The sequence below is a fragment of the Sphingobium sp. UBA5915 genome (genome assembly GCF_002431195.1).
GTDB classification, from domain to species: Bacteria; Pseudomonadota; Alphaproteobacteria; order Sphingomonadales; family Sphingomonadaceae; genus Sphingobium; species Sphingobium soli.
Window position 1 is genome coordinate 17,558 of the sequence record NZ_DJDV01000021.1, and the last position, 15,598, is coordinate 33,155.

Genomic DNA, 15,598 nt, shown 5'->3' on the forward strand with positions numbered 1-15,598 from the left:
GCACAACCGATTTTGCACCGTTCGCACTGAGCTTGTCCAAGTGCCTGCCTTCTTCGGACGACAAGCGCAGGCTCCGTGCGAACGGTGAATGACAGGAGAGGGACATACCCTCCCATCCCATCAGGAGAGGAACGATGCCCCAATTCGACAGGCGAACCGCGCTCACCGCCACGGGCCTTGCCGCAATGGGCGCTGCCCTCCCCGCCCGCGCCGCCGCACAAGCCCCGCTTCCCCTCGACGCGCGCAAGCCCGGCCTGCCGCTCAAATCCGGCCATCTCCATATGGGCACCGGCACCGGTCCGCACGGCACATTCGGCATCACCAACCGCTATCTGACCCGCAACGACGCGCCCTGGCTTCCGGTCATGGGCGAATTTCACTTCACCCGCTTCCCTTACGCCTATTGGGAAGAGGAACTGCTCAAGATGAAGGCGGCGGGCGTCACCATCGTCGCCAGTTACATCTTGTGGAATCATGTCGAACTTTCGCCCGGTCGCATCGACTGGAGCGGCGACCGCGACATTCGTCGCTTCGTCACCCTGTGCCAGAACCATGGCCTGCTCTTCTTCCTGCGCCCCGGCCCTTGGGGCCATGCCGAGGCGCGCTTTGGCGGTATCCCCGACTGGATCGTCGCGGGCACGCGCCCGCGCAGCAACGACCCGGCCTATATGGTCGAGGTCGAACGCTTCTGGCGCAGCCTCCACGATCAGGTGCGCGGGCTGTTCTGGAAGGATGGCGGGCCGATCCTCGGCATGCAGATCGAAAATGAATATAATCTCGACGGTCCGGGACAGGGCCGGGCGCATATTGCGGCGCTCAAGAGCCTAGCGCTCAAACTCGGCTATGACGTGCCGCTCTACACTGTCACCGGATGGGATCAGACGCTCTATCCCAAGGGAGAGGTGGTGCCCGTCCATGGCGGCTATCCTGACGAACCCTGGTCGGCGAAGACCACAAAACTACCGCCCAAGGAAAATTATCTCTTCCGGTTCGACAGCCGGGTGAGCGGCGACCTGGGCGCACAGACCCGCAACAACCGGCGCGGCGACGCCGACGACGACATGGACGACACGCCCTTTTTGGGCGCGGAATATGGCGGCGGCGTCCCCGTCATGTATCGCCGCCGCCCGCTGCTTGCGCCCGCCGACGTTGCCGCGGCCGTGACCACGCAGGTCGGATCGGGCGTCAACCTGCTGGGCTATTATATGTTTCATGGCGGTGCGAACCCGCTTGCGCACGGCCGCAGCCTGGAAGAAACGCAGCGGTCGGGCGGCTATAATGACTGCCCGATGATCGCCTATGATTTTCAGGCGCCGATCGGCCAATATGGGGAGGTCAACGCAGTCAGCGCCGCGCTGCGCCCCCTCCATTATTTCCTGGGCGCCTATGGCGACCGGCTCGCCCCCATGACCGTGCACGCACCCACGATCCAGCCTGGCGACAAGGATGACCTCAAAACCCTGCGCTGGTCGGTCCGGGCGGCTGGCGGCAGCGGCTTCCTGTTCGTCAACAACCATGTCCGCCAATATGCGACCGCCGCCCATACCGCGACGCGCTTCACCGTCACGCTCCCCAACGGCGCGCTGACCTTTCCCTCTCACGCCGTGACCATTGCGCCGGGCGCCTATTTCTTCTGGCCCTTCGGCATGGATCTGGACGGCGTGGCGCTGGACTGGGCCACCGCCCAGCCGGTCACGCATATTACGGATGCCGACGGCCCCATCCACATCTTCGCCGCCACCCTGCCCGGCCCGGTCGAACTCGCCTTCCCCGCCGACACGCGACTGTCCGCGCCCGCCCGTTCGGAACAGGGGCGCGTCATCGCGGACGTGGCTCCTGCCGCTGACCGGCTGCTGACCGTCACCGCGCCGGACGGTCGCCGCGTCCGCATCCTGCTGCTCGATCAGGCCTCGGCGCAGCAACTCTGGGTCGGCGACATGGGCGAACAGCGCCGCGCGATCGTCACCGCGGCCGATACCCTGTTCACGCCGCACGGCCCGCTCCTGCGCCAGCGCGGCACGGCCCGGTTCGACTGGCGCGTCCTGCCTGGTCCGGCCGCCAGCGCCACGGTCAACGGGCCAACCCCGTCAATTGTCAGCTTCACCCAAAGCCGCGCGGCTGGCGACGCGCCCCCCATCGTCATTGGGGGCCCGGCCAATGCCGCGATGCAGCCGCTTCCCGAAGCGCATCGGGCCGCTGCGGCCTTCACCTTCACCCTGCCCGCCGACGCGGTGGAAAGCGGCGACGCCTTCCTGGAAATCGACTGGCGCGGCGACATCGGCCGACTGTTCGACGGCACCGCCCTGCTGGACGACGCCTATTGGGATGGGCGCGTCTGGCGCATCGGCCTCAAGCGCTTCGCCGACCGGCTGGGCCGCCCCTGGACGCTCACCATCCTGCCGCTGCGCGCCGACGCGCCCATCTATCTGGACGACGTGGCCCGCGCGAAATTGCCGCCAGGCGATCAGGTCGCCAGCCTCCTTGCCCTTCGTCTCGTCCCTGAACTGGAGCATCGCCCATGACCCGGCTGACCCGTCGCGCCGCGCTCGCGCTTGCAACTCTGCCCTTCCCCGTCCTGGCGACCACGCCCCGCAAAAGCGGCGCGCGGCCCGGCCCCTTCCTGATCGGCGCGGACATCAGCTGGGTGCCAGAGGACGAAGCCGCCGGCGCGCGTTATTTCGTCGATGGCGTGCGGAAAGATCCTGTCCTGCTGATGCGCGACGCGGGTTTCAACGCCATCCGCCTGCGCATTTTCGTCGATCCGGCAAAGGGCTATTCGAAGCGCGAGCCCGACAAGGCCTGGGCCGGGCTTGACCAGACCATCAGGCTTGGCCGCCGCATTCGTGACGCGGGCATGGGCCTTGTCCTCTCCTTTCACTACAGCGACACCTGGGCCGACCCGGAACATCAGGGCGTGCCCGCCGCCTGGACCGGTTATGACCTCCCCCAACTCGCCAAGGCGGTCGAGGCGCATACCCATGACACGCTTGTGGCGATGCGCGCGGGCGGCGCGCCGGTCGACATGGCGGTGATCGGCAACGAAACCACCTTCGGCATGCTATGGCCCCATGGCCGGGTCAAGCTGTCCACCCCCACCGGCAATCCCGTCACCGACGCCAATCATGCGCAGGTCGACGATCAAGCGATCGGCGGCTTCGACGGCTTCGCCGCCCTGCTGCGCGCAGGCATAGCCGGCGCCCGCCGCGCGCAGCCCGACATCGCCATCCAGCTGCACAATCATCTTGGCCGGCACTGGCCGATCCTGCGCGAATGGACCGACGCGCTCATCGCCCGCAATGTCGCTTTCGATGTCATCGGCCTGTCCTGCTACCAGCAGCAAAGCCAGGGCGACTGGGCAAACAGCTTCGACCAGTTCGTCAGGCGCTACCCCGACAAGGGCTTGCTGGTCGCCGAATATTCCAGCCGCAAACGCTATCTCAACGACCTCGTCTATAATTTGCCCGGCAAGCATGGCTGGGGCAGCTTCATCTGGGAGCCGCTGCGCCATCAGGAAGCGATCTTCGACCTTGACGGCCGCAATGCCGGAGGCGGACCCAAGCCCGACCTGCTAAGCCAGGGCATCAACAGCGCCGAAGCGCCCGGCGGCCTCGCCAACCAATCCCCCGCGCCCAAGCCGGACCCGGCGGGTCCAATGGGCAAGGGCGGCGATTATATCGCCAATGATCTGCTCGACCTCTATCGCCAGATGGCGAAAGATTATTCGTGAACCGCCGCGATTTCACCCTAGCCCTCGCCGCCCTGCCGCTCGCCGCCTGCGCCACAAGCCGCGTTCGTCATGACGATGGCCCCCTGCTCTTCGCCTATTTCACCACGGGAAAGGCCGGCGAAGGCGCGGGTCTCAAACTGGCCGTCAGCGACGACGGCTTTGCCTTCCGCACGCTCGCCGGCGGCCGGAGCCTGCTGGTGCCGCAGGTTGGCGAAAAGCGACTGATGCGCGACCCGTTCCTGTTTCATGACGGCACGGATTATCACCTGCTCTGGACCACCGCCTGGGAAGGCGTGACCATCGGCCATGCGACCAGCCCTGACCTCGTCCACTGGTCGGACCAGCAAGCGATCCCGGTCATGCGCGACGTGGCGGGCACCCGCAATTGCTGGGCGCCCGAAGCGATCCGCATGCCCGACGGCCGTTTCCTGCTATTCTGGTCCAGCACCGTCACGGGGCGCTACCCTGAAACCGCCGGCACGTCGGAGTCGGACTATAATCACCGCCTCTGGCAGTGCAGCACCGCCGACTTTCGCAGCTTTTCCGCACCGCAGCCGCTCTACGATCCGGGGTTCAGCGTCATCGACGGCACCTTTGCCCACGCCCCCGATGGCAGCTTGCACCTGATCGTCAAGGATGAGACGGTCACGCCGCCGCGCAAATGGCTGCGCGCCGCCCGCGCCGAAAGCCCGACTGGCCCCTTCGGCCCGCTCTCGCCGCCTTTCTCCCCCGCCTGGGTCGAAGGACCGATGACCGCCCGGGTGGGCGACGCGCTCATCTGCTATTATGATGTCTACAAGGACGGCCGCTGGGGCGCGATGATGACCCGCGACATGGCCCGATGGCAGGATGTGGGCGACCAGCTGTCGCTCCCCGCCGGCGCGCGCCACGGATCGTTACTGCGCGTCCCCCGCGCCCTGGTCGACGCTATCGCCTGATCCCCATCCCCCGCCCAGCGCCAGGAACAGCGCGATCTGGTCCTGCACCAGTTGCGTGCGCGCCGACGCCGCCGTCACTTCCGCGCTGGCCTGGCTGCGCTGCGCATCCAGCAACGACAGGAAATCGCCCCGGCCAAAGCGGAACAGCTTGCCCGCCTGGGCCGCCGACACGCCCGCGCTTTCCCGCGCTCGGTCCAGCGCCGCCGCCCGCTCGGCATCGCGGCGATAGATTTCGAGTGCGCTTTCGGTCTGGCGCAGCGCTTCCAGCACGCTGGTATCGAAGCCGGCCAGGTCGGCGCGTATCTGCGCATCGGCCTGTGCGATGCGGGCGCGGATCACCGGCCGATTGGGGAAGGTCCAGCTGATGAGTGGCCCCAGGCTGAAGCCGAAGGCGGACCCGGTGCCAAAATCCTTGAGCGGCCCCGACAGGCCGACCGATCCGCCGATGCTGACCTGCGGGTAGAGTTGCGCCATGGCCACACCCAGCCGCGCGGTATCGCCCGCAATGGTCCGCTCGGCCTGCCTTATGTCGGGCCGCCGCCGGATCAGCGCCGCGCCATCGCCCACCGGGATCGGCTGGCGCAACACCGGCAGGTCCGCGCAATTTTCGATTGCACGCGGATAATCGGCCGGCGGCCGCCCCAGCAGCGTGGCGAGCAGATACAGCCCATTCTGGCGCTGTGCGGCAAAGGCAGGAAGCGCCGCCTCGCTCGTTTCCACCGCCGCCTGCGCCCGGCTGACGTCGAACGCCGTCCCCCGCCCGCCCTTGGCCAGCCGCCGCGTCGCATCGAGCGTCTGGCGCTGCAACGCCACCACCTTGCGATTGACCGCCAGACTGTAATTGGCCGCGCACACCTGCGCATAGGCCTGCGCCGTCGCCGCCGCCACGCTGACCCGCACATAGTCGCGCGCCGCCGTCACCGCCTCGACATCGGCCGCGCTCGCTTCGATCCCGCGCGCAATCCGACCATTGAGGTCCAGCGGATAGGCCGCGCTCAGGCCCAGATCATAGCTCACCGATCCAGGCAGATGCTGCGCCACGCCCGATGGCCGGGACAGCGTTTCACCGCCGCTGATCCCGGTCGTCACCTGTCGCCCCGCCTCCGCCTCGCGCAGCACCGCCTGCGCGCGTTCGACATTGGCCTGCGCCTGTTTAAGGTCGGCATTGGCCGCCAACGCCTCTTCGACCAGCGCGTCAAGCTGGCGGTCGGCATAGAGCCGCCACCATTGGTCGGGCAGCGGCGCATTGCTGAACTGCGCGCCCTGCGCCGAATGGAAATCGCCCCTCGCCGCCGGCGCTGTCGCGACCGATCCTTGCGGATAGCGATAATCCGGCCCCGCCGTGGCGCAGGCTGTCAGGCCCAACGCCAGTAGCGGCGCGCCGATCCATTTAGGCATGACGGCAATCCCCCGGCTTGGCATCCTTCGCCGCTGGCTGCACCGTCACAGTAGCGGTCCGCCCGGAAATCAGTCGCAGCCCCGCCGGGACCTTCTTCAGCCGCACCCGCACCGGAATACGCTGCGCCAGCCGCACCCAGGAAAAGGTCGGCTCGACCGACGGCAGCAAATTGCCCGCATTGGACCGGCTGTCGTCATTGATGCCATAGGCGATGCTGTCGACGCGCCCGTAAATCTCGCGCTCCTCCCCCATCAGCTTCACCGTGACCGGCGCGCCAATGCAGATGAGCGGCAGCTTGGTTTCCTCAAAATAGCCCTCCACCCGCGTCGAATCGCTGTCGATCAGCGCCATCGCCTGGCTCCCCGCGCCGACATAATCGCCCGGATGCAGATCCAGATTGGTGACGACGCCATTGACCGACGCGCGCACCTGTGTGCGTTTAAGGTTCAGCGCGGCGGCGTCGCGCCCGCTATAGGCTTCGGCCAACGCCGCCTGCGCCGTCTCCACCCGCGCCAGATTCTGTTCATGGGTTTCCGCTGCGACCAGGTCGCCCAGCGCGGTGTCGCGCCGTGCCTCGCGCCGCGCCTGCGCCAATGTCGCCCTCGCGCTGGCGATCTGCGCCTCGGCTTCCTCCAGCGCCAGCTTGTAACGCGGCGTGTCGATGACGAACAGCAGGTCGCCCGCTTTCACTTGCTGGTTGTCCCTAACGGCCACCGACGTCACCAACCCGCTGATGTCGGGCGTCACCCGCACCACGTCGGCGCGCACCCGCCCGTCGCGCGTCCAGGGGCTGCGCTCATAATGGTTCCACATGCCTATCGCGGCCAGCACGGCGGCGATGACCAGGATGATGGTGGCGGCGCTGCGGATCAGCGTTGCGGGGATGCGGTTCATAGGCGGATTCCAAGGGTGGGGACAAGGATGGCGAGCCCGCCGAGGATCAGCACGAAGAGGCTGAGGTCCACTGCGGCGCGATAGGCGAGGAAGCGATAGAGGCCGAGCGCGCCAATCAGCCGGGTCACCGCCCAGGCCAGGATCAGCGCGACCAGCGCGAGCAGCAGCAGCGTCGGCACATAGACGCCGCCCAAGGCGATTTCTCCGGTCATGCGGCGGCCCTCCTGTGGCCGGGAGCGTCGGGGAAAAGATTGCGGCGCAGGCTGACCAGCGCCAGCACCGACTCCCGCCGCACCGCTGGCAGCGCGTGGCCGCCCAGATCGTCGATCGCGCCATCGATCGCCGATAGCAGCGCCGGATCGGCGGGCGCGGGCGCATCGGGGTCCATCGCGCGGTAATGATCGCCAACGCCGGCCAGCACCCGCGTCAGCGGCACGGTATCCTGGGGGGCAAGGTCAATGCGCAGCTGGCGCAATTCCCCGATGGCGACACCGGTGCGCAGGTCGCGCAACGCATCATAGAGGGGCGCGCCGCTATCCTGCCGCGTGGCGGCCAGACGCGGCGCCAGCAGGGCGATGCGGTCCAGCATCCGGTTGACCCATGCGCGCACGTCCGGCGCACCCTTCATATTGGCGCGGTTGGCGATGTCGATCCAGCCGGCGCGCACGGTGCGGCGGATCGCGCGCTCGACGCCGGCCGATTGCAACAACCCCGCCATGATGATCGCGAACCAGATGCCAACGAGCTGCGCCACGGCACCATTTGCGTAGGATGCAAAGGCGTTCACATAGCGGTCGGACAGCAGTACCGGGCTGCCCAGTCCCAGCAGCGTGGGCAGCGCAATGCCCATCCACCGAGGCGAGGCCATCATTGCCCCCAGCACCAGCAGCGGCGGCGCATAGGCCAGCGCCAGCATCGCAAAGCCATCCAGGCGCGGCATGATGACATAGCCATAGACCGCGCCCAGCGCCGACGCGATGATCGTGCCGATCATGAATCCCTTGAGCGGTGCGAGCAGATTATCCTGCGCCGCAAACAGCGCCAGGAACACGCCCGCCAGCATCACCGCCGTCCCGCCATCCTTCCAGCCGCTGCCGATCCACAGCGCACAGCCGATCGCGACGGTCAGGAAGGCGCCGAACGCAGCGCGCAGCGCGCCGGCATGGTCCCGATGCAATTCGCGGTTGCGCCGCCCGGCCAGCAATTCGGCCACGCGCGGCGTCACCGCGCTGCGCCGGTGCGTCGCCATCTGGTCCAGCAGGTCGCGGCAATCGCGATGGACCGCAATCAGCGTCGCCAGCCGTGCATAGAGGCTAAGACGCATCATATCGGCCCAACCCATGTCGCCCGTCGCCTGCGGTTCCATCGCATGGCATCGGTCTATCAGCGCTTGCGTCCGCTCCGCGCGCGTCGCATTATCCGGGGCCGGCGTCTCCAACCATGCGCGCACATCGGCGATCAGCGCTTCGACCGGCGCCGGCACCACGCCACCATTGGCGACCTTCAGCTGCGCCAGACGATCCTCGACCGCCGCGCCCAGCGGCAGCAGCATCGACAGCTGGTCCTGCAATGCCCGCACGGTACGGACGCGGGGCGCCAGCCGGCTGATGTCGAAAGGCAGGTGGACCGACATCTGGTGCAACTCGGTCACGTCCTGGGCCAGTCTGCGACGCTCGGCGTCCAGCCCCGGCACCGGATCAGTGGCGATGGCGTCGCGCGACCAGCGTTCCGCGTCGCGCAGGATCGCCTCGACCCGGCCCAGCAGGACGCCGGTGATCGATCCGGGCAACACCACGCCATGCACCAACGTGCCACTCAGGATACCAAGCATGATCTCCTGCACGCGCAGCGACGCCACGGTGAAGATGGTCTGGGGCGAATCCACGTCAGGAAACACGATCAGGCAGGCGGTATAGCCCGCCAGCACGAACATATAGGATCGCGGGGTCCGGTCGAGCAACGACACGAACACGCACAGCCCCAGCCAGGATGCCATCGCGAGCGACAGCAATTCGGGTGCATTGACCAATGGCGGCACGACCGCCACGGAAAAGATCGCGCCGACCAGTGTGCCGATTGCGCGAAACACCGCCTTGGAGATCACCGCTCCGGCAAGCGGCTGAGCGACGATATAGCTGGTCAGGAACGCCCAATAGGGCCGCTCCAGCCCGATATGAAAGGCGAGGAACAGCGCCAGCATCGCGGCGATCAGGCATTTGAGCGAAAACAGCGCGGCCGGCAGGCCGATCGCCTCGCCCAACGGGCGGCCGCTCATGCCTGGTTGCGTTTCTCGGCGATGCGCTGCCCGATCAGGTCGAGCAGCTCGACCATGATCTCGATCGCCTCGTCGGGAATGTCGCGCAGCAAATGGTCGCGCAATAGGCCCAGTTTCTGTTCGATCCCTCCCACCAGATCGCGCCCGGCGGGCGTCAGGGTGATGATGTTGGATCGCCTGTCGCCCGGGTGCGCCGCCCGCGCCACGAAACCACTCGCCTGCAAACCATCCAGCGTACGCACCAGCGAGGGCTGGCGAATGTCCAGCGCATCGGCCAGGTCCGCCTGCCGCACATCGGACCCCATCCGGTCGATATGGATCAGGCACCATCCGGCACTGTTGGACACGCCGAATTGCGCCAGCGCATCGTCCGCCAATTGCCGCCACTGCCGCGCAACCGGGGCCATCTTGTGCGCCAATGCGCGGCGGGGATCGTCGAGGGGGTCCGTCATTAGCTAGCTAACTAATGATTTTGGGCTATCTTTGCACCTGTCATTTTTGCTGTCGCAGATGCGCAAATTGCAATCCGTCGCCGGGCCGGAAACAATCCGGCCCGGCCAATTCGGATCAGGTCAGGCCCGGCGGGTCCCGTTAAAGGCCGACGCGCCGAACGCGCCGAGCTGCATCGTGCCGGTGATGGCGTCACCCGCCACTTCCGCCTCGCATTCCAGCGTCATCGGCATCGGCATGGTCATTTCCATCTTCCAGGTCAGCCTGTCGCCATCGACCTTGCCGTCGACCACGTCGAGCGATCCCATCATCCCGGCAAAGGTGCCGTTGAACCGGTCGCCACTGCTGACGACGGTGAAGACGCCCTTCTGGTCACCCATCGGCGTCTTGGCCACGCAATCATAAGCGCCATCCACTGCCATATCGATTCTCCTTTACGTTGGCGTCAATCAGCCAATGTGCCCATTTCCACCGGCAGCCCCACCGCGTCAAGCTGCGGCCGCACCTGTTTGACGTCGCCCACCACAACCCAGATCAGATTGTCGGGGTTGATCGACTCCCGTGCGGCCTTGTCCATGTCGGCGGGGGTCATCGCGCGATAGGTCTTGGGCAGCGTTTCGTAATAATCGTCCGGCCGGCCGATCAGATGGTTGCGCATCATCGCACCCAGCAATTCCGACGATGTCTCGAAGCTGCCGGGCAGGGACAATATCTGGCTGTTGATCGTCTGGTCGCGCTCGGCCTGGGTCGTTCCCTTGGTGGTGAGATAGTCCTTCACATCCTGCCGCGCGGCGATGATCGATTCGCCGGTCTTGTCGGTCTGCACCGGAGCGTAGACCAGCAACGGGATCGTTTCCTTGACGCCCGGCAGAGCGGTGCCCGCGCCATAGGCCCATCCCTTGGTTTCGCGCAGGTCCATCGTCAGGCGCGACGTCGTGCTGCCGCCCAGCACCTCGTTCGCGGTCAGCAGCGTCACCGGATTGTCAGTGCCCGCCTTGTTGGTCAGCACACCCGCCAGGATCAGCGATTGCGGGCTTTGCGGCTTGTCGATCAGCACGATGCGCGACGGGCGCATCATCCTGTCCATGCGGAACAGCTTGGTCCCCTTCTGCGCCGCCGGCGCCTTCCAGTCGCCGAACCGCTTTTCGAGCAGCGGCATCATTTCCGCCAGCGTCGTGTCGCCAGCGACAAAGATGGTCGCATTGTCGGGGCGCATCCATGCGTCATGGAAAGCGGTCAGGTCCGCCCGGGTCACGGCCTTCACGCCGCTCTCCGTCCCCGATCCGGTGAAGGGGATGCCATAGGGATGCGCCTGCCCATAAAGCAGCGGCGGCAGCATGCGCTGCGCAATCGCCATCGCCATCGGCTCGGTCTTTTCGGCCGCGATGCGGGTCAACACCTGCCCGCGCAGCCGTTCGACCTCTTCGGGGCGGAAGGCGGGATTGCGGATCACATCGGCCAGCAGGCCCAGCGAGGCATCCAGATTGGGCTTGAGCGCGAACAGCCCAACGGTCGTGCTGTCCATGCTGTTGGCCGCGCTGATCGCCGCGCCCAACCGCTCCTGCTCCTCAGCAATCTCGATCGACGACCGCGTCGTCGTGCCTTCGTCCAGCAGCGCGGCCGTCAGGCCCGCGGTCCCCAGCTTCGCCTTGTCATCGGCGGCATTGCCCGCGTCGAACGCCACCGACACGCGAACCGTCGGCACAGCGTCGCGTCGCGCGAAGACGACGGGGATGCCGTTCTTCAATGTGGCATGTTCGACGTCAGGAAAGTCGAGGTCTTTGACCGGCTCGATCGGCGGCTCGGCGATCCTGGTGGGGGTCGGCGGCGTCGCGGCAGCCGGAGCCGACGCGGCGGGATCGCGAAAATGCGCCGGCTGATGCGTTGCGCCTTCTGCCTTCACATTGCCCGCCAGCGCATTATCCGCAGCGCTCCGCTCGCCCGGCGCGACGGTCAGGCGCAGCACCGGCCGGCCCAGCCATTTGCGCGCCGCCGCCGCCACACTCTGCGGCGTCGCAGCGGCGTAGATCGCCAGGTCCTTCTTATATTTGGCCGGATCGTCGGAATAGACAGCCCCTTCAGCCAGCGTCACCGCCTTGCCGGTGAAGCCGCCCACCTTTTCCAGCCCCCCGATCGTGCCCGACAGCTGGCGCGTCGCGGCGCGCTGCACTTCATCGGCGCTCGGCCCGTTGGTCAGGTAATCGGCCAGCAACTGGTCCAGCCGCTTGCCTACCGCCACCGGATCGACGCCCGGTTTCACGTCCACCGTAATCTCGGCGAGGCTCAGCTTCTCGAACGGCTGCACGCTGGCCTTGACGCCGACCGCCACCTTCTCGTCCCGCACCAGCGCATTGTCGAGCCGGGAGGAGCCCAGACCGCCGAACACCGCCAGCGCCAGGTCCAGCTGCGGCAGGTCGGCCGAATTGACGCCGGGCACCACCCAATTTCGATAAAGGCGCGTGGCCGCGACATTGTCGTGCATCATCACTTCGGCGTCCTTCGCCAGAGTGGGCACGCTGGCGTCCACATCCTGCGGCGCGGGGCCGGCCGGGATGTTGCCGAACCATTTCTCGACCTTCGCCTTGGCGGTTGCCGCGTCGATGTCGCCGGCCAGCACCAGCACCGCGTTGTTTGGGCCATAATGGGTCTTGAACCACATCTGCACGTCGGCCAGGCTCGCGGCATTGAGGTCCGCCATCGACCCGATGGTCGAATGGCGATAGGGATGGCCTTCGGGCATCAGCGCGGCCAGCTGCGCATATTCCACCAGGCCATAGGGCTCATTTTCGCCCATGCGCTTTTCGTTCTGCACGACGCCGCGTTGCGTATCCAGCTTCACTTGCGTCACCGCGCCCAGCAGATGCCCCATGCGGTCGCTTTCCAGGAACAGCGCCCGATCAAGCGCGCCGGTCGGCACCGTCTCGAAATAATTGGTGCGATCAAACCAGGTCGTGCCGTTCCAGTCGGTCGCGCCGATATCCTCCAGCCGCCCGAAAAACGGCCCGTCGGCATTTTCCGAGCCATAGAACATCAGATGCTCGAACAAATGGGCAAAGCCCGTCTTGCCCGCCGGCTCATAGCGTGAGCCGACATGATACCAGACCGACACGGCGACGACCGGCGCCTTGCGATCGGTATGGACGATGACGCGCAGGCCGTTCTTCAGCGTGAATTCCTCATAGGGAATATCGACCTTGGCCACCAGGCTGGACAAGGGCGCGGGCGCGGCGCTTGAAGCGGTCGCCTGCGCGGCGGCGGGCAGGCTCGGCATCAGCGCGATCGCCGACAGGCCGATCAGCAGGGGCAGGCGGCGCGACAGGGAAGATAGGGTCATCGAAGGGCCTCTGGCAGGAGCATATGGACCATGGAACGCGAACGCGTCCGAAGGACATGCACCATAGCGAGGCGTGATAGGCGCGCAATACGCAAAGGGTGGACAGCGGCCCTGCGGGACGGCAATCCTGCGCAACATATCCGTTCAGCAGAAAGCCCAATCCCTTGATCAAATGCCTGTCCCTGTCGGCCGCCGCGCTCGCCCTGATCCTGCCTGCTACCCTGCCCGCGCAATCGCCCGACCGGCCAGCGACCACCGATCCGGTCTTCACCCCGGCCGCGATGCGCGCCCATGTCGAATTCCTGGCCGACGATCTGCTCAAGGGCCGCGATACCGGCAGTGAGGGGCATGAGATCGCCGCCCGCTATGTCGCCAGCCAGTTTGATGGCCTGGGCCTCAAGCCCGCCGGCGACGCCGATGGACAGGGACGAAGCTGGCTCCAGCGCATCACCTTCCAGAAGACGGAACGGACACAGACCCCCGCGACGCTCACCGTCAGCGGCCCGGCCGGCGACCAGCGCTTCACCCATGCCGGCGACGTGCTGATCGGCATGAATGCCGCCGAACCCCGACTGGACGTGCGCGCGCCGCTGGTCTTCGTCGGCTATGGCCTGGAAAATCAGCGCCTCGGGCTCAACGACTATGCCGGGCTGGATGTGGAGGGCAAGATCGTCGTCACCCTGCGTGGCTATCCCAAAGGTCTGCCAAGCGAGGAAGGCGCGCATCTGTCGGCGACCAAGGCGATGGTCGCGGAAAAACACGGCGCGATCGGGATGCTCTCGCTGGGCACGCTCCAATCGATAAAGGCGCGGCCCTGGGCGCGCATGGTGCAGTTCGCCGACGAGCCCGATTTCACCTGGGTATCGCCCGAGGGCAAGCCCTTCGACCAGGCGCCCGGCATCCGCGCCGGCGCGGCGCTCAACGACCCGGCGGCGCAGGCCGTGTTCGCCGGCGCGCCGCAGAGCATCGCCGCGATCCGCAAACTGGCCGATCGCAAGGGCGGCAAGCCTAAGGGCTTCGCGCTCAAGACCAGCGTGCGCATCCAGTCCGACAGCGCCAGCCAACGCGTCACCAGCCCCAATGTCGTCGCCATCCTGCCCGGCAGCGATCCGGTGCTGAAGGATGACTATGTCGTCCTGTCCGCCCATCTTGATCATATCGGCGTCAGCCCGGACAAGCCGGGCGAACCGGCCGACAAGGATCGCATCAACAATGGCGCGCTCGACAATGGCGCGGGCATCGCGACCATGCTGGAAGTCGCGCGGGCGATGGCCATGGCACCGGACAAGCCACGCCGCTCGATCATCTTTCTGGCGTCGACCGGCGAGGAAAAGGGCCTGCTGGGCGCCGATTATTTCGCCCGTCACCCGTCCGTCCCGATTCGTCAGATCGTCGGCAATGTCGATCTCGACATGCCGCTGCTGCTCTATCCCTTCACCGACGTCATCGCCTTTGGCGCGGATCACTCAACGCTCGGCCCCATCGTCGCGCAGGCGGTCAAGCCCATGGGCGTCAGCCTGTCGCCCGACCCCATGCCGCAGGAAAGCATCTTCGTGCGATCGGATCATTATATGTTCGTGAAGCAGGGCGTTCCCGCCGTTTTCCTCGCCACCGGCTTTGCCAATGGCGGTGAAAAGGCGTGGGGCGATTTCCTCTCCGGCGCCTATCATCATCCCGGTGACGATATGACCCAAAATATCGACTGGCACGCGGGCGCGCGCTTTGCGCAGGCCAATTATCGCATCACGCGCGCCATGGCCGATGCCGATACGCCCCCGCGCTGGTTCAAGAACGACTTTTTCGGCGACATCTTTGCGCCGCAGGCGAGCAAGGCGACAAAATAAGGATTATCCCGCATCACCCCTTGTGTGGTTTTTGAGCAACACTACATCCGAACCAACCAAATCCATGGGGATGTCATGAACCTCGAAAAATTTACCGACCGCGCCAAGGGCTTCCTCCAGTCGGCGCAGACCGTCGCGATCCGCATGAACCATCAGCGGATCAGTCCGGAGCATCTGCTTAAGGCGCTGCTGGAGGATGAGCAGGGCATGGCGTCAGGCCTCATCCAGGCGGCTGGCGGATCGCCGCAGGTGGCGCTGCGCGACACGGATGCTGCGCTCGCCAAGGTGCCGGCCGTGTCGGGCAGTGGCGCGCAGCAGACGCCGGGCCTCGACAATGATGCCGTGCGCGTGCTCGATTCGGCTGAGCAGGTCGCACAAAAGGCGGGCGACAGCTTCGTTACTGTCGAACGGCTGCTGCTCGCCCTCACCCTTGCCACCACCACTGCGGCTGGCAAGGCGCTGGCCGCTGCCGGGGTAAAGGCAGAGGCGCTCAACGCCGCCATCAACCAGTTGCGCGGCGGTCGCACCGCTGACACGGCAGGCGCAGAGGATCGCTACGACGCGCTCAAGAAATTCGCCCGCGACCTGACGGCGGCGGCGCGCGACGGCAAGCTCGACCCCGTGATCGGCCGCGACGAGGAAATCCGCCGCACCATCCAGATCCTCGCTCGCCGGACCAAGAACAACCCCGTCCTGATCGGCGACCCCGGTGTCGGCAAGACCGCGATCGCCGAAGG

12 protein-coding genes are annotated in these 15,598 nt (G+C 66.6%); 5 read left to right on the top strand and 7 right to left on the bottom strand.

The features are described from left to right. The first annotated feature begins 134 nt into the window (after positions 1-134). The 3 genes from B2V90_RS02970 to B2V90_RS02980 are packed head-to-tail and all read left to right on the top strand — an operon-like array spanning position 135 to position 4,665. Positions 135-2,522: a beta-galactosidase gene (locus tag B2V90_RS02970; protein WP_228222303.1), complete on the top strand. Its 2,388-nt coding sequence runs from the start codon at positions 135-137 to the stop codon at positions 2,520-2,522. Next, on the top strand, positions 2,519-3,727 hold the full coding sequence (locus B2V90_RS02975) for a glycosyl hydrolase 53 family protein (RefSeq protein WP_228222302.1): 1,209 nt from the start codon (positions 2,519-2,521) through the stop codon (positions 3,725-3,727). The genes B2V90_RS02970 and B2V90_RS02975 overlap by 4 nt, the downstream gene beginning before the upstream one ends. After that, positions 3,724-4,665, top strand: coding sequence for a glycoside hydrolase family 43 protein (locus tag B2V90_RS02980; protein ID WP_228222301.1), 942 nt, complete (start codon positions 3,724-3,726; stop codon positions 4,663-4,665). The genes B2V90_RS02975 and B2V90_RS02980 overlap by 4 nt, the downstream gene beginning before the upstream one ends. On the opposite strand, the gene B2V90_RS02985 is transcribed toward B2V90_RS02980, so the two are convergent. The 7 genes from B2V90_RS02985 to B2V90_RS03015 form a co-directional block, all read right to left on the bottom strand. Then, positions 4,624-6,063 (bottom strand): efflux transporter outer membrane subunit, encoded by a 1,440-nt coding sequence (locus B2V90_RS02985; RefSeq protein ID WP_228222300.1) that lies wholly within the window; start codon positions 6,061-6,063, stop codon positions 4,624-4,626. The genes B2V90_RS02980 and B2V90_RS02985 overlap by 42 nt on opposite strands. Next, positions 6,056-6,958: an efflux RND transporter periplasmic adaptor subunit gene (locus B2V90_RS02990; RefSeq protein WP_228222299.1), complete on the bottom strand. Its 903-nt coding sequence runs from the start codon at positions 6,956-6,958 to the stop codon at positions 6,056-6,058. The genes B2V90_RS02985 and B2V90_RS02990 overlap by 8 nt, the downstream gene beginning before the upstream one ends. Further along, the gene (locus B2V90_RS02995; RefSeq protein ID WP_228222298.1) at positions 6,955-7,170 is read right to left on the bottom strand and encodes a DUF1656 domain-containing protein; all 216 of its coding nucleotides are present in this window, start codon (positions 7,168-7,170) and stop codon (positions 6,955-6,957) included. The genes B2V90_RS02990 and B2V90_RS02995 overlap by 4 nt, the downstream gene beginning before the upstream one ends. Next, the gene (locus B2V90_RS03000) at positions 7,167-9,233 is read right to left on the bottom strand and encodes an FUSC family protein (RefSeq protein ID WP_228222297.1); all 2,067 of its coding nucleotides are present in this window, start codon (positions 9,231-9,233) and stop codon (positions 7,167-7,169) included. Before B2V90_RS03000 ends, B2V90_RS02995 begins: the two co-directional genes overlap by 4 nt. Then, positions 9,230-9,685 (bottom strand): MarR family winged helix-turn-helix transcriptional regulator, encoded by a 456-nt coding sequence (locus tag B2V90_RS03005; RefSeq protein ID WP_228222296.1) that lies wholly within the window; start codon positions 9,683-9,685, stop codon positions 9,230-9,232. Before B2V90_RS03005 ends, B2V90_RS03000 begins: the two co-directional genes overlap by 4 nt. A gap of 120 nt (positions 9,686-9,805) precedes the next feature. After that, positions 9,806-10,105: a hypothetical protein gene (locus B2V90_RS03010; RefSeq protein ID WP_228222295.1), complete on the bottom strand. Its 300-nt coding sequence runs from the start codon at positions 10,103-10,105 to the stop codon at positions 9,806-9,808. A gap of 23 nt (positions 10,106-10,128) precedes the next feature. Further along, the gene (locus B2V90_RS03015) at positions 10,129-13,017 is read right to left on the bottom strand and encodes a M16 family metallopeptidase (protein WP_293919630.1); all 2,889 of its coding nucleotides are present in this window, start codon (positions 13,015-13,017) and stop codon (positions 10,129-10,131) included. 167 nt (positions 13,018-13,184) lie between these two features. On the opposite strand from B2V90_RS03015, the gene B2V90_RS03020 reads away from it, so the two are divergent. Together B2V90_RS03020 and B2V90_RS03025 are read left to right on the top strand one after the other, a co-directional pair. Further along, positions 13,185-14,861 carry a M28 family metallopeptidase gene (locus B2V90_RS03020; RefSeq protein ID WP_228222347.1) on the top strand — a complete coding sequence of 559 codons (1,677 nt, stop codon included), beginning with the start codon at positions 13,185-13,187 and terminating at the stop codon, positions 14,859-14,861. A gap of 75 nt (positions 14,862-14,936) precedes the next feature. After that, the coding region (locus tag B2V90_RS03025) for a Clp protease N-terminal domain-containing protein (RefSeq protein ID WP_293919632.1) at positions 14,937-15,598 on the top strand (662 nt) is incomplete at its 3' end.

Bases quoted from the DNA above. Each gene is read 5' to 3' on its own strand.
- B2V90_RS03015 (WP_293919630.1), bottom strand. From the start codon at position 13,017: ATGACCCTATCTTCCCTGTCGCGCCGCCTGCCCCTGCTGATCGGCCTG.
- B2V90_RS02995 (WP_228222298.1), bottom strand. From the start codon at position 7,170: ATGACCGGAGAAATCGCCTTGGGCGGCGTCTATGTGCCGACGCTGCTG.
- B2V90_RS02985 (WP_228222300.1), bottom strand. From the start codon at position 6,063: ATGCCTAAATGGATCGGCGCGCCGCTACTGGCGTTGGGCCTGACAGCC.
- B2V90_RS02975 (WP_228222302.1), top strand. From the start codon at position 2,519: ATGACCCGGCTGACCCGTCGCGCCGCGCTCGCGCTTGCAACTCTGCCC.
- B2V90_RS02990 (WP_228222299.1), bottom strand. From the start codon at position 6,958: ATGAACCGCATCCCCGCAACGCTGATCCGCAGCGCCGCCACCATCATC.
- B2V90_RS02970 (WP_228222303.1), top strand. From the start codon at position 135: ATGCCCCAATTCGACAGGCGAACCGCGCTCACCGCCACGGGCCTTGCC.
- B2V90_RS03000 (WP_228222297.1), bottom strand. From the start codon at position 9,233: ATGAGCGGCCGCCCGTTGGGCGAGGCGATCGGCCTGCCGGCCGCGCTG.
- B2V90_RS03010 (WP_228222295.1), bottom strand. From the start codon at position 10,105: ATGGCAGTGGATGGCGCTTATGATTGCGTGGCCAAGACGCCGATGGGT.
- B2V90_RS03005 (WP_228222296.1), bottom strand. From the start codon at position 9,685: ATGACGGACCCCCTCGACGATCCCCGCCGCGCATTGGCGCACAAGATG.